At 59.6% G+C, this 18,266-nt stretch carries 16 protein-coding genes; 10 read left to right on the top strand and 6 right to left on the bottom strand.

Annotated elements, in window-relative coordinates; genetic code table 11:
• Positions 1 to 123: 123 nt before the first annotated feature.
• Entirely contained in the window at positions 124 to 4,926 is a 4,803-nt protein-coding gene (locus KSS97_RS13325; protein ID WP_217861865.1) for a dermonecrotic toxin domain-containing protein, read from the bottom strand.
• Positions 4,927 to 5,169: 243 nt separating this feature from the next.
• Here KSS97_RS13325 and KSS97_RS13330 point away from each other — a divergent pair, with 243 nt between their 5' ends.
• Complete coding sequence (locus KSS97_RS13330) at positions 5,170 to 6,201, top strand: Ldh family oxidoreductase (protein ID WP_217861866.1); 1,032 nt, start codon at positions 5,170 to 5,172, stop codon at positions 6,199 to 6,201.
• Positions 6,202 to 6,258: 57 nt separating this feature from the next.
• On the opposite strand, the gene KSS97_RS13335 is transcribed toward KSS97_RS13330, so the two are convergent.
• The gene (locus KSS97_RS13335) at positions 6,259 to 6,576 is read right to left on the bottom strand and encodes an ElaB/YgaM/YqjD family protein (protein WP_030142726.1); all 318 of its coding nucleotides are present in this window, start codon (positions 6,574 to 6,576) and stop codon (positions 6,259 to 6,261) included.
• A 162-nt stretch (positions 6,577 to 6,738) separates the two neighbouring features.
• On the opposite strand from KSS97_RS13335, the gene KSS97_RS13340 reads away from it, so the two are divergent.
• Positions 6,739 to 6,993 (top strand): hypothetical protein, encoded by a 255-nt coding sequence (locus tag KSS97_RS13340; RefSeq protein ID WP_030142725.1) that lies wholly within the window; start codon positions 6,739 to 6,741, stop codon positions 6,991 to 6,993.
• A 4-nt stretch (positions 6,994 to 6,997) separates the two neighbouring features.
• Here the strand turns inward: KSS97_RS13340 and KSS97_RS13345 are convergent, their stop codons facing one another.
• Positions 6,998 to 7,906 carry a LysR substrate-binding domain-containing protein gene (locus KSS97_RS13345; RefSeq protein ID WP_217861867.1) on the bottom strand — a complete coding sequence of 303 codons (909 nt, stop codon included), beginning with the start codon at positions 7,904 to 7,906 and terminating at the stop codon, positions 6,998 to 7,000.
• Between the two features lie 84 nt (positions 7,907 to 7,990).
• Between KSS97_RS13345 and KSS97_RS13350 the strand changes: the two genes are divergently transcribed.
• The gene (locus KSS97_RS13350; protein ID WP_198796966.1) at positions 7,991 to 8,914 is read left to right on the top strand and encodes a carbon-nitrogen hydrolase family protein; all 924 of its coding nucleotides are present in this window, start codon (positions 7,991 to 7,993) and stop codon (positions 8,912 to 8,914) included.
• Here KSS97_RS13350 and KSS97_RS13355 read toward each other — a convergent pair whose 3' ends face one another.
• Complete coding sequence (locus KSS97_RS13355; protein WP_217861868.1) at positions 8,915 to 9,385, bottom strand: LEA/WHy family protein; 471 nt, start codon at positions 9,383 to 9,385, stop codon at positions 8,915 to 8,917.
• A gap of 143 nt (positions 9,386 to 9,528) precedes the next feature.
• Between KSS97_RS13355 and KSS97_RS13360 the strand changes: the two genes are divergently transcribed.
• The 4 genes from KSS97_RS13360 to KSS97_RS13375 all read left to right on the top strand — a co-directional run bounded on the left by KSS97_RS13360 (position 9,529) and on the right by KSS97_RS13375 (position 12,512).
• On the top strand, positions 9,529 to 10,245 hold the full coding sequence (locus tag KSS97_RS13360; protein ID WP_217861869.1) for a helix-turn-helix transcriptional regulator: 717 nt from the start codon (positions 9,529 to 9,531) through the stop codon (positions 10,243 to 10,245).
• 51 nt (positions 10,246 to 10,296) lie between these two features.
• Positions 10,297 to 10,638: a nuclear transport factor 2 family protein gene (locus KSS97_RS13365; protein ID WP_030142720.1), complete on the top strand. Its 342-nt coding sequence runs from the start codon at positions 10,297 to 10,299 to the stop codon at positions 10,636 to 10,638.
• Between the two features lie 201 nt (positions 10,639 to 10,839).
• Positions 10,840 to 11,961 (top strand): cell division protein ZapE, encoded by a 1,122-nt coding sequence (zapE, locus tag KSS97_RS13370; RefSeq protein WP_030142719.1) that lies wholly within the window; start codon positions 10,840 to 10,842, stop codon positions 11,959 to 11,961.
• Positions 11,962 to 12,017: 56 nt separating this feature from the next.
• The gene (locus KSS97_RS13375; protein ID WP_217861870.1) at positions 12,018 to 12,512 is read left to right on the top strand and encodes a GNAT family N-acetyltransferase; all 495 of its coding nucleotides are present in this window, start codon (positions 12,018 to 12,020) and stop codon (positions 12,510 to 12,512) included.
• Between the two features lie 23 nt (positions 12,513 to 12,535).
• Here the strand turns inward: KSS97_RS13375 and KSS97_RS13380 are convergent, their stop codons facing one another.
• Both KSS97_RS13380 and KSS97_RS13385 read right to left on the bottom strand, forming a co-directional pair.
• A complete protein-coding gene (locus KSS97_RS13380) occupies positions 12,536 to 14,275 on the bottom strand; it encodes a phosphoethanolamine transferase CptA (RefSeq protein ID WP_030142717.1) in 1,740 nt (579 codons plus the stop codon).
• A 212-nt stretch (positions 14,276 to 14,487) separates the two neighbouring features.
• Positions 14,488 to 14,661, bottom strand: a complete 174-nt coding sequence (locus KSS97_RS13385; RefSeq protein WP_187293371.1) for a DUF6026 family protein — start codon at positions 14,659 to 14,661, stop codon at positions 14,488 to 14,490.
• A 251-nt stretch (positions 14,662 to 14,912) separates the two neighbouring features.
• Between KSS97_RS13385 and gnd the strand changes: the two genes are divergently transcribed.
• The 3 genes from gnd to KSS97_RS13400 are packed head-to-tail and all read left to right on the top strand — an operon-like array spanning position 14,913 to position 18,252.
• Positions 14,913 to 15,917 (top strand): phosphogluconate dehydrogenase (NAD(+)-dependent, decarboxylating), encoded by a 1,005-nt coding sequence (gene gnd / locus KSS97_RS13390; protein ID WP_225936119.1) that lies wholly within the window; start codon positions 14,913 to 14,915, stop codon positions 15,915 to 15,917.
• Positions 15,914 to 17,434 (top strand): glucose-6-phosphate dehydrogenase, encoded by a 1,521-nt coding sequence (gene zwf, locus KSS97_RS13395; RefSeq protein WP_030142715.1) that lies wholly within the window; start codon positions 15,914 to 15,916, stop codon positions 17,432 to 17,434. The genes gnd and zwf overlap by 4 nt, the downstream gene beginning before the upstream one ends.
• A complete protein-coding gene (locus KSS97_RS13400; protein WP_198796962.1) occupies positions 17,431 to 18,252 on the top strand; it encodes an HAD family hydrolase in 822 nt (273 codons plus the stop codon). Before zwf ends, KSS97_RS13400 begins: the two co-directional genes overlap by 4 nt.
• Positions 18,253 to 18,266 lie beyond the last annotated feature (14 nt).

Consider the following 18,266-nt stretch of genomic DNA (forward strand, 5'->3'; position numbering starts at 1 on the left):
GAGCCATTGTCGAGAACAGCGATGATGGCGTTTGCGCAGTAACTGCCCGGTTTTTCTCATGTTTGAAAGGTATGCGCATTCGCTCCTGCATCGGACTGTCTCATAAGCGTCGTGAAAAAAAGATCAATGTGGAGGGCTCGGATCGAGTTGGCGTCCCAACTCGCAGATCAGCAGCGTAATGGAATCGGCGTTGCGCAGGATGACGTCGATACGTTTGTCTGCAGAAGTCGGGTCGAGGAAGGCATCCCGTGCCGCGTCCATGTTCCGGGCACCGGTCGTTTTCAGGAGTTCCCTGGCAACCTTCTTGTGTCCAGGCAACTGATCAATGCTTTTGTAGGTGTTGGTTGTCTCATCCCAGTCGGTGAACAACTTGGATTTTGGCGTAGCCAGCGAAAGACCTTCCTCCTGCAACTCTTTTTGCTCGTCGTATTTCTTCTGTCCGAGGTGGCTTACCGTCGAGATCAAATCCAGAAAGGGATTCATGGTGTCCAGGTAGATGATATCGATCGTGTGCGTAAGCAGATGGGACATCTCATGAATAATGACCGCTCCTTGACCATGGGCGTCAACATCGAAGGGCTGTGGTACGGCGGATCTATACCAACCCAGTTTCATGTGGAAAAAGAATTGGGTGAGATAAATCCTTTTGGCGCCCGAGCCGTCGAACACAAAGGCTGTGGCCCTATCCTCCAGATATTTTAAATGGCCGACTACAAAGCGCTCCCCATTCTGTTTTCCCCAAGTGGGGTTGGCCAATGCCCGGCATATCGGTGAAATTGCTTTTTCTATTTTGCCGAGAAGCCTGGCGTCGACGCTGTTTACCCCGAACATGGTGGTCAGATAGGTATCCATCCGCGAGCCTGGAAGAACCAGTCGCTTCAGATGCCCGAGGTTATGGAGGGCATTGGATGTATAGAACCTTGCTGTTTCCAACGCCTGAACAATCATTTTGGCGCGGCTTGGGTACTTCCTCTGTATTTCAGCCATTCCCCTGGCTTCGATATTCAGTTCTCCCTTGGCTCTCAAGTCGCTGTAGACGACGGACAGTTTCGACGCAGCCTTGCCAAAGTGGATGGTCTGGCGCTCGGTATCGATTACCCAGGTCTCGCCGTCAGAAGAGCGCTTGAGCACTGGTCCCTGGGACTCACCGCGAACGATGCGCCAGGTTTGGTCGTATTTGGCGACCTGATAGACTTTGCCGGCCAGGGGGACATAAAGTCTGCTGGTTGCCAGTGACCTGAAGGTGCCATCCACAGCGTTTTTCTGCAGGTTCGCGAGGCTTATGTTGGTGGCTTCGAACACTTGCAGATCGGTGCGATTCGCCGAGGTGCTTGCGATATCTTTCCAGGCCGACTGTGTCGGGTTACTGGTGCTCGGCTCGATGGGGTCCAGAAGGCCAAACGTATCGTCGCGATTCAAGAAGCCCAATGACACCATCTCTGCCGCGCCGGCAATAAAGTCGTACAGGCCCGCTTTATAGTCATGTTCTTGCAAGGCTTCGGATGAGGCCTTGAAGTCCTCGTAACTCTCCCGAAGCGTTTCCAGGAAGTTGAGTTTGGCAGGCAAGTCTTTTCTTATCAGCTTTGCGCCAGAACTGAGCAGGTGCACGACCGTCGACCAGTCGAACGAGCCATTGTCTTGGTTTTGCGAGGTGAACAAGTTCGATATCAGCTGCGCGTTATCCTTGTAGATCTCGTCAAGCATATTAGTGTTAATCGGATTCGAAGCCAGGGTGATTTCCGATGTTTGCCCCAGGGTAGCGGCAAAAAGATTCTTGAAGGTGGCTTGCTGCGCCTCGGGCAGGCGGCGAATCAGCAGGTTCTGCAGCAAACCGGGCTGATTGAAGGCCGCGACGACACTCGCCTCATCCTTGAACTCGGTGAGCTGATGACCTTCGTAGTAGGGGGAGTAAAGGATATGGGAGCCGGTTGGCGCGGTGCTTGAACTGATCAAATAAAGCCCCAATGCCTTCACCGCCGTGGCTCCCTGGGTCGTGATCAATTCCAGGGGCCGAATAAGCGCTTGGGTGCCTTTTACCGCCCGGCGCGCGATCGCGTCCGGCATGTCAAGTACTTGGCGGACAAGGTCGAAGGCTGCCGGGGACAGGTATTGTTGTAGATACCTCGCATGGGCATATTGAAGCAGTTGCCAAGGTAACTGCTGGGCAAAGCGTCGACTGTTGGGCTGGACGTTCCCCGCGTCGCCAGTGAGTACCCGGCTAACGCTTGTTTTATAGGTGGTAGAAATATCCAGCGATGACAGAAGAGCCCTGACGGCTGCCTCGTTAAAACCGTCCGGCAGTTTCTCGGTCGATGTTGACGAAACCGTGAAGTCTTTTTCGGTCACCTCTTTGTGTTGCAGCGCAAAATCCGTCAAGGAGCAGGCTGGCCCGACAATCGCAAGCCTTGGCGTGATTTGAATGGTCTCCGGGTTCAGTTTTTTTCCCGGGAAGCGCTTGTCCATTAACGTCTTCAGTCTTTTCTGCACATAACTGCGCAGAGACTCGATGCCGTCCAGGTAGTCCTTGCCTTCAGCGGTGCTGTTCCTGTATTGCTCGAGTATTTCGATGTGCAGGCGTTGCTCTTCAAGGGGCGCCGTGCCCAGCCAGGCGGGGAGTTTCTGCTGCCGCCCGTATGCCCGGGCAATGGACAGGGCGCGTTTCAGGTTGGTGGGTGCCCCATTCTTCAAGAGCGCTTGAAGACTATCGTTCAACTCCGACGGTGTCAGTTCGCTGTTCCCGATCTTCAAGATGGTGAGATAACCATATTCAGCCACCAAGTGGCTAATGAACGAGTTCATTCGATTCAGAAGCACATTACCGGTGACCAGTTCAAAGTCTTCAAGTTGGTAATGTCGATGGGGCTTGCGTTCGGCTGTCTTCAAATTGACAAGCAAGCCGAAACGCCTCTGGGAGTCGAGCAGTTGCCGATTCAATTGTTGTGTAGCGACCTCGACCGAGCTGAAAGCCTGCAGTCCGTCAGCGGGTGTCCAGAGAATCGCCATGCCCGAATGAGGTGTGTCCAGTCCTCCTCGTTCGGTCAATAGGAAGCAATTGGCGAGCGACTGGAAAACAGTCACATCGTTTGATTTGCAGGACAGTCTCAACGAATAGACGTCGGGTCGAAATCCCCGGACTCCTTTGCGGTCCTCGCGCTGCGGATAATCATTGTCGAACTCAAAAACCGTTTCGATCAGTTCATTTACAATCGATGGCAGGGTTGCATTGGACGCCCTAAGCTCGGCTTCTGCACGGATGCCAAATGAAAAGGCACTGGTGAGTTTCGTACGCAGTTTGTCGAGCTCAACGCTCAAATCAGTCACCTTGGTGACGGACATCCGAGTGAGAAGCTCGTCGACGCCGCTTTCGATCTCCTCATACGTCGTCGCCTTTCGTTGCATTTGGTCGGCCATGTACGTTGAAGGCCGCAGTTTTCCGTAGAACGTAGGCTGGGTGCCCCAATGTCCGGTGACTGTCTGCTTCAGCAGGTCTTTATGGATAAACGCGCGTATGTCGAGCGCTTTATCAACGAGCGCATGGATATCCACTTCGGCCTGGCGGGACATTTCCAGCGCATATCGCAGGTTCACACGCTGCTTATCAATGATTGTGTTGGCCAGGGACTCGGCGACCGGCAAGTTTATGGGCTTGCCTGAAATCTGCGGCTGGTCAAATTGCAGGAACCGGTTGCGCTCATCCAGGCTCAGGAGTTCATAGATCGCATTTTTTTGCTCGTCGGTATCAAACAGCGTCTCTTTAAAGTCGAGATAACTGTTTACTTTCAATAGGCCTTGGTGAGGCGTAACCAGATAGTTTTCCTTGCCGCTGATCTTCAAGCTGCCGGCCAGTTCCACGTAGTTCGGTTCATATTCCCAAAGACGTACTGTTTCGATGGACAGCAGAGGTTCATCCCGGCGAGACGGCCTCAGCAGCCGAAGCAATTCCCCGCTTTGCGCGTCGGTCAGGTCCTCTTTTTCCCGTTCGACGAAAATAGTCGCCAACAGGCGGTCATGAATGACTTGGGAAAGAAATTTACGGCGAGTGATGTAGAGCGGGCCGAGGGCATCCCAGAACTCAGTAATACAGTCGGTCAGTTTCGGAATGAGTTTCGTAGCCGTTTCCCGAATTTTGGTTTCCCACGCTTGCGCGGTGTAGCTGGAGGCAGGGGAGCGGGGATGAGTCAGATCAATATCGTGCCCGGCAGGCCATCCTCGGTTGTGAAAATAGACCAGTACAGCATCGCTCAGCGCAATGCTCTCGGTGACCTTGACCGGCTTCACCGCTTGCGGTTGATCAGTCTTCGTAAGCGCGATGCGAATTTGCCTGGGGTCAAGGTTCGGCAGGACTTCCTTCAACACCTGGTCCACCATCGAGACAAGCGAGGGCAGTGCGATCAGCTCTTTCACCATGGACGAGGCATTAAGGTCCTGGGCATCTTCGATGGATTCGATTTGGGTTTTGAAGATATCGCCATCAATGGTTCTTCGGCTCTGCTGGATAGCGATCGCGCCATTCAATTCGCTGCGTTGGACCATCGACAGGAGACTGAACAGCTTGTCGCGCTCCAAGGGCTTTCTCAGTACTTGGGCAATGTTGTCCTCGAGTGATTTGGGGGCGTCGAACCTTTTGATTCCATCCCAAGGCGTATACAGAAAAGCGGGGTCGCCTTGCGAACCGTCGTCTTGTGCAGGCCTGCGCAGGGCGAAGCAGCCGGCCAGCGGAATGGGCGGTTTTGAGTCGCCTGCCAATAGAATCGTTTCGGCGATCATCTGCGGCGTTTGGGCTTGGCGCAGCGTGTGGCTGGACAGGGATGCATTTTGCAGCCAGTCGAGCTCTGCCTGCGTCAATCCATGGCCTGCCTTCAAGTCTTGCAGGTATCTGGCGGCCAGTACCTCGGGGAACAGGAGTGGCGTGGTTTCTGTACTCATCGTCGCTTCTCGGTCGTGGCGTCGCAGGGCGGCGCCCAGGTCTATGAAGCGGCCAGACTAGGGAGCGATGAATGAGCAGAGGCGGTACATAGTTACCGCACGTAGGGTTGGGAGGCCTGTCAGCCTCGTGGGGTTTCGAAGGACTTCTACAACGGTTGACAGCGCGCTCGTGCAGCGGTGTTTAATCACCTGGTCTTTCTCTTGCGCTGTTGCTACCTCCAATAAATCCATCAGGAGCTTCAGATGTCCGCGCTACCCGATCATGCCGGTTCTTGCACTTTATCCTTCGACGCTTTGGCGGATCTGCTGGAGCTGGTTTTCAAACGCCATGGCACCTCGGCCGATGTCGCCCGCACCCTGGCCCTGAACTGTTCCGCGGCCGAGCGTGACGGTGCCCACAGCCATGGCGTGTTCCGCATACCCGGCTATGTCTCGACGCTGAACAGCGGTTGGGTCGATGGCCAAGCGGTGCCGGTGGTCGAAGACGTCGCCTCCGGGTTCGTCCGGGTGGACGCTTGCAACGGTTTTGCCCAGCCCGCCCTGGAAGCTGCCCGGCCACTGCTGGTGGAAAAAGCCCGCAGCGCCGGAATTGCGGTGCTGGCGATACGCAACTCCCATCACTTCGCGGCGCTGTGGCCGGATGTCGAGCCGTTTGCCTATGAGGGACTGGTGGCGCTGAGCGTGGTCAACAGCATGACCTGCGTGGTGCCCCATGGCGCGGACCGCCCGCTGTTCGGCACCAACCCCATCGCCTTCGCCGCGCCACGCGCCGGGGGCGAGCCGATCGTCTTCGACCTGGCCACCAGCGCCATTGCCCACGGTGATGTACAGATCGCCGCGCGCAAAGGCGAGCGCTTGCCACCCGGCATGGGCGTCGACAGCCTTGGCCAGCCGACCTGTGACCCGAAGGCAATCCTGGAGGGTGGCGCGCTCCTGCCGTTTGGCGGGCACAAGGGCTCGGCGCTGTCGATGATGGTCGAGTTGCTGGCAGCAGCGTTGACCGGCGGGAATTTTTCTTTCGAATTCGATTGGCACAATCACCCGGGCGCCAAGACGCCATGGACTGGGCAACTGCTGATCGTGATCGACCCAAGCAAGGCCGCCGGGCAAGGTTTCGCCGAGCGTAGCCAGGAACTGGTCAGGCAGATGCACGGTGTGGGATTGCGCCGCTTGCCAGGTGATCGTCGGCACCGTGAGCGCAGCAAATCCAATGAGCAGGGGATCACGCTGGACGAGCAGACGCTGGCGCAGTTGCGCGAATTGGCCGGACTGTAAACCGCAAACGATTGTTTTTGTGGCGAGAGAGTACGCTCCCTCGCCATGGACCGGCGCTCAGCGACGCCCGAGCAACAACCCCACCACCAGCCCGAAGCCTGCGGAAATCGCGACGGTCTGCCACGGATGGCCGCCTATGTAGACTTCCGTCGCATCCACCATCGGTCGCGTGCGCTCCCGAGCGCTGGCGACTGCGTCCAGGGCCTGTTGCAGCTTCTGGGCGATCTGGCCGCGCAGGTCCTCGGCATCTTCACCCACCAGGGCGGCACTGCTCTTGAGTAACTTCTCCGACTCCTCGATCAACGCTTTCAGTTCGCTGAAGGCTTGATCCTTGATTTGCTCTCCGTTCGGTTGCGCGACGCTTCTACGAGCCATTGAGGTACTCCTTGAGGATGATGGCAGTGAACAGTGGAGTGTTGCGCTTGCTTGAAAGTTGCAGCATTGGGCGTGCGTCATGCTGGCGCAGTTAAAATCGTGGTTAAGACGTTTCCGCTCAAGGTGTAAGATGGCGCCTATTTACGCAACAGGTAATCCCCCATGAGTTTCAATCTGGCTGACAAGTCCCTGGCCGAGCGTGCGGCGCTGGAGGACGAAAAATCCCGGCTCTTCGAGTTGTGGCAAAACAACCTGGGCAAGGCCAAGGGCGACGCTGCCCGGTTGTTTGGCGAGCGTTCCAAGCGCAAGGGCAAATGGGCCGAATGGGTGCGTGCGGAATTGGACGGCATGTCGCCTCCGGAGTACGCCAACATGGTGCGCAGCGAGGTCAACCGGCTGATGGCCGCCAATAAATAAACATTCAAGCGAAGGTGGCGACGATCGCTTCGTGCACTTTGCTGGCGGCCGGGTCCATCGGCGTGTGGGTTCGCCATCCCAGTTCGATGGGGTAGCGGGGCAAGGCGAGCGGGCAGGGCAGCAATGCCAGGCCGCTGAGGGCCGCGATGGCCTTGGCGGCATGGCCCGGGATCGTCGCCACGGCCTGGCTGCCCTTGAGCAGGAACGGCAGCGCCGCGAAGTGAGTGGTCGAGGCACAGACACGCCGACGCAGGCCGAGCCCGGCCAGCCCTTCGTCGGTGATGCCGATGAAGCCGCCGGACGACACCAGCAGGTGTTCACGGGCCACGAAGGCCTCCAGGCTCAGGCCCTGCTCACCTTCCTCGAGGCTGGCCGGATCCACCAGGCAGGCGTAGTCACCTTCTCCCAAGACCTGGCGACTGAGCAGCCGTTCGGTAAACCCTCCCGCCGTGATTGCCAGGTCGAGGCTGCGCTCCATCAAGGCGCGCCCGACTATCTGGCTGTGGGTCTGGCGAAAAATCAAGCGCAGGCCCGGCGCTCGCCGCGCCACTTCCTCGATCAGGCGCCGCCCATGGGCGATCTCGAAATCATCGGATAACCCGACGATGACGGAGCGGCCCTCATAGTGGCTGGCGCCCGGATCGACCATCGCCAGGCTTTGCCGGCATTTGTCCAGCGCATCGCTGATCACCGGCTTCAACTGATTGGCCCGCAGCGTCGGGGCCAGGCCGCGGCCCGTGCGCACGAACAGTTGATCGTCGTATAGCCCTCGAAGCCTGCGCAGCGCGGCGCTGATAGCCGACTGAGTCACGCCCAGGCGCAGGGCCGCGCGGCTGGCGCTGGATTCGTCGTGCAACGCTTCGAAGGTTTTCAGCAGGTTCAGGTCTACGTCGGCGATATTCATTTGGTTCATATCTTTTAGCAGCGTGCTGGGCTTTATTCATGATCCGTCGACACTGGAGAATCGGCAACACCTGAAATCACGGAGTTCAAGACCATGCCTAAATCCATCGTCGCTGCCCTGCAGATCGGCTCGTTGCCGGGGGGCAAAGCCGAAACATTGGCGCAGATTCTCTCCTACGAAGAGGCCATTCGTGAAGCTGGCGCTCGTTTGGTGGTGATGCCCGAGGCGCTGTTGGGCGGCTATCCCAAGGGCGAGGGTTTCGGAACCCAGTTGGGTTATCGGTTGCCGGAAGGGCGCGAGGCGTTTGCGCGCTACTTCGCCAACGCCATCGACGTGCCGGGCGTCGAGACGGAGGCGTTGGCCGGCTTGTCCGCGCGCACCGGGGCCAGCCTGGTACTGGGTGTCATTGAGCGTGCTGGCAATACCTTGTACTGCACCGCGCTGTATTTCGAACCGGACGCAGGCCTGGTGGCCAAGCACCGCAAGTTGATGCCCACCGGCACTGAGCGACTGATCTGGGGCAAGGGCGACGGCTCGACGTTGCCGGTGATCGACAGCCAGGTCGGGCGCGTAGGTGCGGCGGTGTGCTGGGAGAACATGATGCCGCTGCTGCGCACGGCCATGTACGCCAAAGGCGTGGACGTCTGGTGTGCGCCGACGGTGGATGAACGGGAGATGTGGCAGGTGAGCATGCGTCATATCGCCCACGAAGGACGGTGTTTCGTGGTCAGTGCCTGCCAGGTCCAGGCGTCACCGCAGGCGCTGGGCATCGACGTGGCGAACTGGCCTGCGGAGCGGCCCTTGATCGCGGGCGGCAGCGTGATTGTCGGGCCGATGGGGGATGTGTTGGCCGGACCGTTGAAGGGCTCTGCCGGGTTGTTGACCGCTGAAATCGATACCGACGAGCTGGTGCGGGCGCGCTATGACTACGACGTGGTGGGTCACTATGCCCGGCCGGATGTGTTCGAACTGGTGGTGGATGAGCGCGCCAAGCCGGGCGTGCGTTTTACCGGGTGATCACCAGGCGGCCGTGGATCCGGGCAAGTCGAGGGTTCCGCGGTCGACGAAGCGCATCGTGCCGAACAGTCCGCCAGCGAGTTTGCCCTTGAGTACATAAGGCAGGTTGTCGAGGCTTTGGGTCTGGCTCAGGCCCAGTGTCTGGCGCAACACCGAGAAAGCCGAAATGCTCACCGGTACGCTCAGGATGCCTTCGGAAAAACGCGGGATCGAGCCGGTCTGGTCACTGACCCCGGTCGCCAGGGTATGACCGTTGACCTCCAGGTCCAGCGCTACGCCGTTGTAGTCGATGGTGGTCTCGTTGGGGTTCTGCAGGCGCAGCTTCACCGCAAAACGCAGCTCCAGGCCCTGGCTGGGCAATGGTTCGATGCCGACCACGTTGATATTCAGTGGGTCCCGATGCTGGAACAGGGCGCAGGCGTTCAGGCCGAGTACCGCAAGGATGAGAGACAAACCGAGGATTTTGCGCATGGAGATTTTCTCATCGGGACTGTGGGGCACAACAATAACACTGGGTGGAAGCATCATCCGTGGCGGGAGTACCGTCCTCCTGACAGTTTCTGACACCAGCCTCTGCTAATCTGCTGCGAATTTCCTTCGGATCTTTTTCTATCGTGTCGCGAACCACTCGGCTGCTCACGTTGCTGCAAGTCTTGCGGGGCAAGCGATGCCCGGTCACCGCCGCGACATTGGCGAGCGAGTTGAAGGTGTCCGAGCGCACGCTGTATCGCGATATCGCCGAACTCACGGCGATGGGCGCGCCGATCCAGGGCGAGGCGGGCATCGGCTATGTGTTGCGCAGCGGGCTGTTCCTGCCCCCCTTGATGTTCACCGCCGATGAAATCGAAGCCATCGTGCTGGGCTTGCGCTACGTCGACCAGCGCGGCGATGAGGTGCTGGGCAAGGCCGCCGCCGACGCCTTGGCGAAGGTCGATGCCGTGCTGGCGCCCGGTTTGCGGGACGCCTTGCATAACCCGACGGTACTGCCGGGCCCCCCGGGTTATGGCTACCCTCAGAACATCGTCGACCTGAACGTCTACCGCCAAGCCATTCGCACTCAGGCCAAGCTGCATATCGATTACGCCGACGTGAACAAGAACCCGAGCCAACGCTTGATCTGGCCCCTGGCCCTGGGATTTTTCAACGAGGCCCGGGTGGTGGTGGCCTGGTGTGAGTTGCGCGGTGCCTATCGGACCTTTCGCACCGACCGGATTGCTGCCGCGACGGCCCAGGGTGAGCGTTATCCGGGCCGGCGCAGTGACTTGTTGCGAGCCTGGTTTGCACTGATGAACCTGGATGAAGCGGGGCGTTTCACTCCTGACAAAAACTGACATGACACTGTTTTAGCATGGCTGCGGATCGATACAACAAGGAGCCCTGACATGTCCAACCCCGTCTCTTCCCTTGCTCCGGCCATTGCCGGTTATATCGCCGCGGCCAACGCCCGCGACAGCTCGGCGGCGACGCGTTTCTTTGCCGAGAATGCCAACGTTTTCGATGAGGGCCATCACCGGGTCGGTACCCAGGCCATCGCCCAATGGATGGAGGACACCGCGCGACGTTACCAGCCGCGGGTCGAAGTCCTCGACGTTCAGCAGCGCACCGGGAGGGTGCTGGTCCACAACCTGATCTCGGGAACCTTCCCCGGCAGTCCGCTGGAGTTACGCTACACGTTCCGGCTCGATGAGCAGGGCAAGATCAGCCGGTTGGATATTTCTGTATGAGAAGTAGGAGCGAAGCTGTGGCGAGGGAGCTTGCTCCCGCTGGGCTGCGCAGCAGTCCCAAAAAATCTTGCGGTCGCTGCGCAACCGAGCGGGAGCAAGCTCCCTCGCCACAAGGTTTGGGGTGAACCATAGGCAGTGAAACGCTCACCGGGTTGCGCTGCATGGCATACTCCGCACCTTCGCCTTCCGGACCTGGGTCGCATGATTTCCAAATCCCCCTTGAGCGCTTGGCAACATGCCATCGAACATCACGGTTTCGTCCAGGATGAAGCCCAGGAGCTGGCCATCATGGCCTTGGAGCAGTGTCACAAGGCATTGCACGAAGGCCGCAAGTCGATCAAGGGTGTGTATCTCTGGGGCCCGGTAGGGCGCGGCAAGACCTGGCTCATGGATCGCTTCTACGAAAGCCTCGAGGTTCCAGCCCGTCGCCAACACTTTCACCATTTCATGGCCTGGGTCCACCAGCGCTCATTCCAGCTCACCGGCACGCCTGACCCGTTGCAGGCCTTGGCCCGCGAGTTGAGTCGCGAGGTGCGAGTGCTGTGTTTCGACGAACTGTTCGTCACCGACATCGGCGACGCCATCATCCTGGGTCGTCTCTTCCAGGTGATGTTCGAGTTGGGCATGGTCGTGGTCAGCACGTCCAACCTGCCGCCCGACGAGCTCTACGCCAATGGCCACAATCGTGAGCGGTTCCTGCCGACCATTGCCGCGATCAAGCAGTACATGCAGGTCGTTCCCGTGAATGGCTGGCAGGACCATCGCCAGCATCCGGGTGTCTTGCAACAGCGCTATTGGCTGCGCGATCCCGGCCTGGTCGATCCATTGGCGGATGTGTTTGCTAGGTTGAGCGCGGGGCAGGCGTCGAGCAGCGCGCCGGTCGAGGTGGGCCATCGCCTGGTCGTGCCGGTGCAGGCCAGCGACACGGTGCTGTGGAGTCGTTACCCGGACCTGTGCGAACAGCCGTTTTCGGCGGTGGATTTCATGGCGCTGTGCGACCGTTTCAAGGCGATCCTGCTCAGCGACGTGCCCAACCTGAGCGCCGAGCAGCGCGAAGGGCGCATTGCCCGTGGCACCGAAGACGGGATCGAGCGGGTCGAGGCCGGTGATCGCGAACTGCCGCAGTTGTCGGTTCACGACGACGGCGTGCGGCGGTTCATCGCCCTGGTCGACGAATGTTATGACCGCAAGGTGCCGTTGTACCTGTCGGCCGAGGTGCCGATGGACCAGTTGTACACCGAGGGCTATCTGCAATTCCCGTTTCGCCGTACCCTCAGTCGCCTCCAGGAAATGCAATTGCAACGTTTCGGTCAGTTCGCCTGACCTGAACCCTGCCGGCGACCACGCCGCCGGCCTTATCGAAACGAGATGGAACAATCATGGAAGAAGCCAAGGACATCCTTGTACTCCAAGCCAGCTACACCAATCCGGTCCACGCGGAAGCGATCTGTCATGTGCTCAACGGCTATGCCGAGGACCCGATGGGGGGAGGTCATTCGCTGCCGGCCGAGGTGCTTGCGCACTTGCCTGAAGAACTGGCCAAGCGCGCCCATGCCTTTAGCGTACTGGCGTTCGTCAATGGCGAACCGGCGGGGTTGATCAACTGCTTCGAGGGTTTTTCCACCTTTGCCTGCCGGCCTTTGGTGAATGTCCATGACGTTGCCGTGATGCCGGCGTTTCGCGGGCTGGGCCTGAGTCAGAAGATGCTGCGCAAAGTCGAAGACATCGCTCGCCAGCGCGGATGCTGCAAGATCACCCTGGAGGTGCTGGAAGGCAATGCCGTGGCCCAGGCCAGTTACGCCAAGTTCGGATTTGCCCCCGGCATGTTCGATCCGGCCCACGGCCTCATGCAGTTCTGGATCAAACCCCTGTAACAGCGGGCTTCAACCAGCTCCGATTATTTCTGTACGACCTGTCCCGCTGGCCCCGTGGGTTTCATGAGGCTGAAGTCGATCAAGGCCTTGTGCTGGTTCTGGTACGGATTGCCGATCAACAGTGGCCTGGCCTTGAACGCATCGCTGACCAGGCTTTTGCTGCGGTCCAGTTCGTCGAAGCTCAAGCCGGCCATGTCCGCCCAGGTATGGATCAGGTGCGAGCTGCTGTAGGGGCGTCCCAAGTCGCCGGCGAGGTTCCAGTCATGGGCTTCGCGCCATTTCGGCGAGGCCCAGGCCATGAATGGAATGGTATACATCGGCGCCGTTGGCTTGCCCTCGTTGCGCCCCAGGGTCTTATGCCCCGGCGAATCAAATACGTCTTCACCGTGATCCGACAGGTACAGCAGGAAACCGTTGGGGTCGGTCTTGGCATAGTCCTTGATGAGGCTGGACACCACGAAGTCGTTGTACAGCACCGCGTTATCGTAGCTGTTGTAGGTCGGGACCTGGTCGTCACGCACGCCTGCCGGTACGCCTTGGCGATCGGTGAACTTGTCGAAGGTCGGCGGATAACGGTACTGATAGCTCATGTGCGTGCCGAGCAGGTGCACCACGATCAGCTTGCGCGGCGCGGTATCGGCCAATGCCTTGTTGAACGGTTCGATCACGTCGCCATCGTACTGGGCGGCATTCTGGTTGCGGTTGTTGTTCAAGTACACCTGCTCGTCGGCCTGTTGGGAGAAGGTCGTCAGCATGGTGTTGCGCTTGGTCATGGTCTGCTGGTTGGTGATCCAGAAGGTCTTGTAGCCGGCCTGTTTCATCATACTCACCAGCGATGGCGTGCTCAGGTAGAGGTCCGGGTTTTCTTCGTCGGCGAAGGTCAACACCTGCTGCAGCGCTTCGATGGTGTACGGGCGCGGGGTGATGACATTGTCGAACACCGCGAGCTGGTCCTTGAGCTTGTCCAGTTCCGGCGTGGTTTCCCTCGGGTAGCCGTAGAGGCTCATGCGCTGGCGGTTGGTGGATTCACCGATGACCAGCACCAGCGTTGCGGGCTGGTTGGCCATGGTGTCCTTGAGGTTGCTCAGGGGCGCGATGGTGCTGGCGCTGTGAAGCATGCCTTGCATGTTCTCCAGCTGTTCAGTGTAGCGACGGTACGCCACGAGCATCTGCCACGGCACTGCCGGCTCGATGCGATCCTCGAATTTCTCCAGGCCGCGGGCGAGAGTGCCGGTGCGCAGGGTCTGCTTGATCAATGGATAACCCACCACGGCGACCATGATCACGGCGGCGGCGACCATGGCCTGGCCTCGCGGCAGATAAACCGGGCGCAAACGGGTCCAGAGGAAATAGCCCACCAATGTGTGGGCGAGGAATGCCGGCACCATCCACCAGGCAAAATACTGGGTCATGTATTCGCCCGCTTCGGCCACGTTCGATTCGAACATGATGAAGATGACGCTTTGGGAAAATTCCTGCTGATAAATGAAGAAATAGCCCAGGCTGGCCATGGAGCACGCCCACAGCACTACGCCGATCAGTGCGGCGAGCAGGCGAGTGCGGGTAGGGAAGAGCAGCATCGGCGCCAGCCACAGGGCACTCATCACGAAGGCCTGGCGAAAGCCGGTGAAGCCGGAGGTGTCGCTCAGCAGGATGAGTAATTGGGTGATGCCGGAAAAATACCAGAAGAATAGAAACAGCCAGCCGAGCCCGGCCCAGTCGAAACCTTTCGCAGTCGTTTTGCTGCGTTTGAACACACTCATCAAGCGCTCCAGCCCTCATCGACGAAGCTTCTGGCACCGGATTGGTGCTCATGGCATTCGACGAAATAATTCAGTGCGCGGGAGTATTAAGGGGAGGATGTGAAAACTTTGTGAGTTTTTTGGTTACGAATTGCTTGTGGCGAGGAGCTTTTTGAAGTGACACCGGCTTGCCCGGTGTCACTTCAACTGCCTTGCCTCCGTGACAGGTGGGTTCAGCGAGCCAAAGCCTGGCCCTGGTAGGGAAGCTGTGCGTGTTGCAACTGCAAGCGCAACTGCGTCACTTCATCAAGCAGCAGATCACGCTCTTCTTTCAGCAGGCGTAATTCGTCGCGACGAATGGTCACGTAAAGGGTTTGGGGAGGACGTGCGGTAACGACTGGGCCCATTGCTCACCTCGCAAATGGCGTACATCAACTAGAGAGATGTCGCCAGTTTTTTTGGTCGACACCTCTTTATCGGCGCCGATTCTGAATACTTTTGCTCGTGAATGGAACTTTTTTATTTTTCATGGTCGCCGTGTCTTCGGCCGGTTTTTGAACGTTATCCTTTGTGATCGGGCGATTTACCCGGAAACTATGCCGCAATGCTCTGGACTAACCTCCACAAGTCGTTTGAGCTAAACCTTTGACACACCTTTATTTGTAGTAGGGAGCATCAGCACATGCAACTCGGGATCATTGGACTGGGCCGCATGGGCGGCAATATTGCGCGGCGCCTGATGCTCAATGGGCACATCACCGTCGTGTATGACCGCAATGCCGCTTTCGTCGAAAACCTGAGCCAGGAAGGCGCAACGGGCGTCGCGGACCTGCCAGCGTTGGTCGCCGGCCTGGAGACGCCACGGGCCGTCTGGGTCATGTTGCCAGCCGGCGCGCCTACGGAAGACACCATCAACGCGTTGAGCGCGCTGCTCGAGCCGGGCGACGTGATCATTGACGGCGGGAACACGTATTACAAGGACGACATCCGACGGGCCCAGGCCCTGTCGGAAAAAGGCCTGAGCTACATCGACGTCGGTACGTCCGGGGGCGTCTGGGGGCTTGAGCGCGGCTACTGCATGATGATCGGCGGGGATGCCGATGTTGTCCGGCGCCTGGATCCGTTGTTTGCCAGCCTGGCGCCGGGCATGGGCGATATCCCACGCACCCGCGACCGCAAGTCCGACGACGATCGCGCCGAGCGCGGCTACATCCATGCCGGTCCGGCCGGTGCCGGGCATTTTGTGAAGATGATCCACAACGGCATCGAATACGGCATGATGCAGGCCTTCGCCGAAGGCTTCGATATCCTCAAGACCAAGTCCAGCGAAAGCCTGCCGCCCGAGCAGCGTTTCGACTTGAACGTCGCCGATATCGCTGAAGTCTGGCGACGCGGCAGCGTGGTTTCGTCCTGGCTGCTGGACCTGACCGCGGATGCGCTGGCCAGCGATCCGAAGCTGGATGGTTTCTCCGGCGAAGTTGCCGACAGCGGCGAAGGGCGCTGGACCATCGAGGCGGCCATCGAACAAGCGGTGCCGGTGCCAGTGCTGTCCAGTTCGCTGTTCGCGCGGTTCCGCTCCCGTCAGCAGGCTACGTATGGCGACAAGATGTTGTCGGCCATGCGCTTCGGCTTCGGTGGCCACGTGGAGACGCCGAAAAAATGACGTCGATCGGCAGGAAATCCAAGGCAGAACCCGCGCCGCCGACCACGTTGTTCCTGTTCGGTGCCCATGGAGACCTGGTCAAGCGCTTGCTCATGCCGGCCCTTTACCACCTCAGTCGCGACGGACTGCTGGGAGATGGCCTGCAGATCATCGGTGTCGATCACAACGCTATCAGCGATGTGGATTTTGCGAAAAAACTCGAGGATTTCATCCGTAACGAGGCGCAGGTCAAGGGCGGCGATCCTGATCGGGCGCTCGATCCCGCGCTGTGGGCCAAATTGGCCCAGGGCATCGGTTACGTTCAGGGTGATTTTCTCGACGACAGTACCTATGAAACGCTGGCGGCGAAAATCGCCGCCAGCGGCACCGGCAACGCGGTCTTCTACCTGGCGACCGCGCCACGCTTTTTCAGTGAAGTGGTTCGCCGCCTTGGCGCGGCCGGGCTGCTTCAGGAGCAGGATGACGCCTTCCGCCGCGTGGTGATCGAGAAGCCGTTCGGCTCCGACCTGCAAACCGCCGAGGCGCTCAACGCCTGCCTGCTCAAGGTGATGAGCGAGAAACAGATCTATCGGATCGACCATTACCTGGGCAAGGAGACGGTGCAGAACATTCTGGTCAGCCGTTTCTCCAACAGCCTGTTCGAGGCGTTCTGGAACAATCACTACATCGACCACGTGCAGATTACCGCCGCCGAAACCGTTGGCGTGGAAACCCGCGGCAGCTTTTATGAGCACACCGGCGCCCTGCGGGACATGGTGCCCAACCACTTGTTCCAGCTGCTGGCGATGGTGGCGATGGAACCACCGGCGGCGTTTGGCGCTGACGCGGTGCGTGGCGAGAAGGCCAAGGTGGTCGGGGCGATCCGCCCCTGGTCGGTGGAGCAGGCCCGCGCCAATTCGGTTCGTGGCCAGTACACGGCGGGGGAAGTCGGCGGCAACGCGGTCAAAGGCTACCGCGAAGAGACCAACGTCGCAGCCGACAGCAGCACCGAGACCTACGTCGCCCTCAAGGTCATGATCGACAACTGGCGGTGGGTCGGCGTGCCGTTCTACCTGCGCACCGGCAAGCGCATGAGCGTGCGCGACACGGAAATCGTCATCTGCTTCAAGCCGGCGCCTTACGCGCAGTTTCGCGACACCGAAGTCGACGAATTGCAACCTACGTACCTGAGAATCCAGATCCAGCCCAACGAAGGCATGTGGTTCGACCTGCTGGCCAAGCGGCCCGGGCCGGCCCTCGACATGGCCAACATTGAATTGGGCTTTGCCTATAAGGATTTCTTCGAAATGCAGCCGTCAACGGGTTACGAAACCCTGATCTACGATTGCCTGACGGGCGACCAGACATTGTTCCAGCGTGCCGACAACATCGAAAACGGCTGGCGCGCGGTGCAGCCGTTCCTCGATGCCTGGCGGGAAGACGCAACGGTCCAGCCGTACCAGGCCGGTGAGGATGGCCCGGCGGCCGCCGACGAATTGCTGACTCGCGATGGTCGCGTCTGGCATGGCCTCGGATGAGTGACCAGGTGAAACGCCCCATCCGCTTTTTGCTCAGTGACATGGACGGTACGTTGCTACTGCCCGATCACAGTCTCAACCAGCGCACCATCCAAGCCGTTCGTTCGTTGCGCGAGGCTGGCGTGCTGTTCAGCCTTGCCACCGGGCGTCCCCCACGAGCCATGCTGCAGCAGATCGAAGCCCTGGGTGTCGACCTGCCCACGGCGGCGTTCAACGGCGGCACGCTGGTGCACCCGGACGGGACCTTCCTGGCTGTTCACTACTTACCGCCCGAGGCGGCACTGACCACGTTGGCGCTGTACGCCGATCAGCCCGGCATCGAAGTGTGGGTGTTTGCCGACGGCGACTGGCTGGTGCGCGACGCCAACGGTCCGATGGTGCCGGTTGAAACCCGCGGCCTGGGGTATCCGCCGGTGGAAGTGGAGAGTTTCGAGCCTTACCTTGAGCGCATCGACAAGATCGTTGCGACCAGCGCCAACACGGATCTGCTGGTGGAACTTGAGGCGCGCCTGCATCCGCTGCTCAAGGGCCAGGCCCAGGTGTCGCGTTCGCAACCGATCTACCTGGATGTAACGGCGATGAAGGCGAACAAGGGCGAGGCACTGTCGACCCTGGCGGAGTTCCTGGGCGTGCCGCTGGAGCAGACCGCCGCCATGGGGGACGGTGGCAACGATCCGGCGATGTTCCATCGCGCGGGACTGTCGATTGCAATGGGACAGGCGGAAGAGGCGATCAAGCGCCAGGCGGATGTCGTTACCGCAGCCAACACCGAGGACGGTGCGGCATTGGCGATCGAGCGGTACATCTTGCCCCGCTAGATAATCCTACATAC

The organism is Pseudomonas alvandae (assembly GCF_019141525.1).
GTDB lineage: Bacteria > Pseudomonadota > Gammaproteobacteria > Pseudomonadales > Pseudomonadaceae > Aquipseudomonas > Aquipseudomonas alvandae.

What these genes read in the sequence shown, in the direction of transcription:
- KSS97_RS13325 (WP_217861865.1), bottom strand. Translation starts at nt 4,926, where the DNA reads ATGAGTACAGAAACCACGCCACTCCTGTTCCCCGAGGTACTGGCCGCC.
- KSS97_RS13330 (WP_217861866.1), top strand. Translation starts at nt 5,170, where the DNA reads ATGTCCGCGCTACCCGATCATGCCGGTTCTTGCACTTTATCCTTCGAC.
- KSS97_RS13335 (WP_030142726.1), bottom strand. Translation starts at nt 6,576, where the DNA reads ATGGCTCGTAGAAGCGTCGCGCAACCGAACGGAGAGCAAATCAAGGAT.
- KSS97_RS13340 (WP_030142725.1), top strand. Translation starts at nt 6,739, where the DNA reads ATGAGTTTCAATCTGGCTGACAAGTCCCTGGCCGAGCGTGCGGCGCTG.
- KSS97_RS13345 (WP_217861867.1), bottom strand. Translation starts at nt 7,906, where the DNA reads ATGAACCAAATGAATATCGCCGACGTAGACCTGAACCTGCTGAAAACC.
- KSS97_RS13350 (WP_198796966.1), top strand. Translation starts at nt 7,991, where the DNA reads ATGCCTAAATCCATCGTCGCTGCCCTGCAGATCGGCTCGTTGCCGGGG.
- KSS97_RS13355 (WP_217861868.1), bottom strand. Translation starts at nt 9,385, where the DNA reads ATGCGCAAAATCCTCGGTTTGTCTCTCATCCTTGCGGTACTCGGCCTG.
- KSS97_RS13365 (WP_030142720.1), top strand. Translation starts at nt 10,297, where the DNA reads ATGTCCAACCCCGTCTCTTCCCTTGCTCCGGCCATTGCCGGTTATATC.
- zapE (WP_030142719.1), top strand. Translation starts at nt 10,840, where the DNA reads ATGATTTCCAAATCCCCCTTGAGCGCTTGGCAACATGCCATCGAACAT.
- KSS97_RS13375 (WP_217861870.1), top strand. Translation starts at nt 12,018, where the DNA reads ATGGAAGAAGCCAAGGACATCCTTGTACTCCAAGCCAGCTACACCAAT.
- KSS97_RS13380 (WP_030142717.1), bottom strand. Translation starts at nt 14,275, where the DNA reads ATGAGTGTGTTCAAACGCAGCAAAACGACTGCGAAAGGTTTCGACTGG.
- KSS97_RS13385 (WP_187293371.1), bottom strand. Translation starts at nt 14,661, where the DNA reads ATGGGCCCAGTCGTTACCGCACGTCCTCCCCAAACCCTTTACGTGACC.
- zwf (WP_030142715.1), top strand. Translation starts at nt 15,914, where the DNA reads ATGACGTCGATCGGCAGGAAATCCAAGGCAGAACCCGCGCCGCCGACC.
- KSS97_RS13400 (WP_198796962.1), top strand. Translation starts at nt 17,431, where the DNA reads ATGAGTGACCAGGTGAAACGCCCCATCCGCTTTTTGCTCAGTGACATG.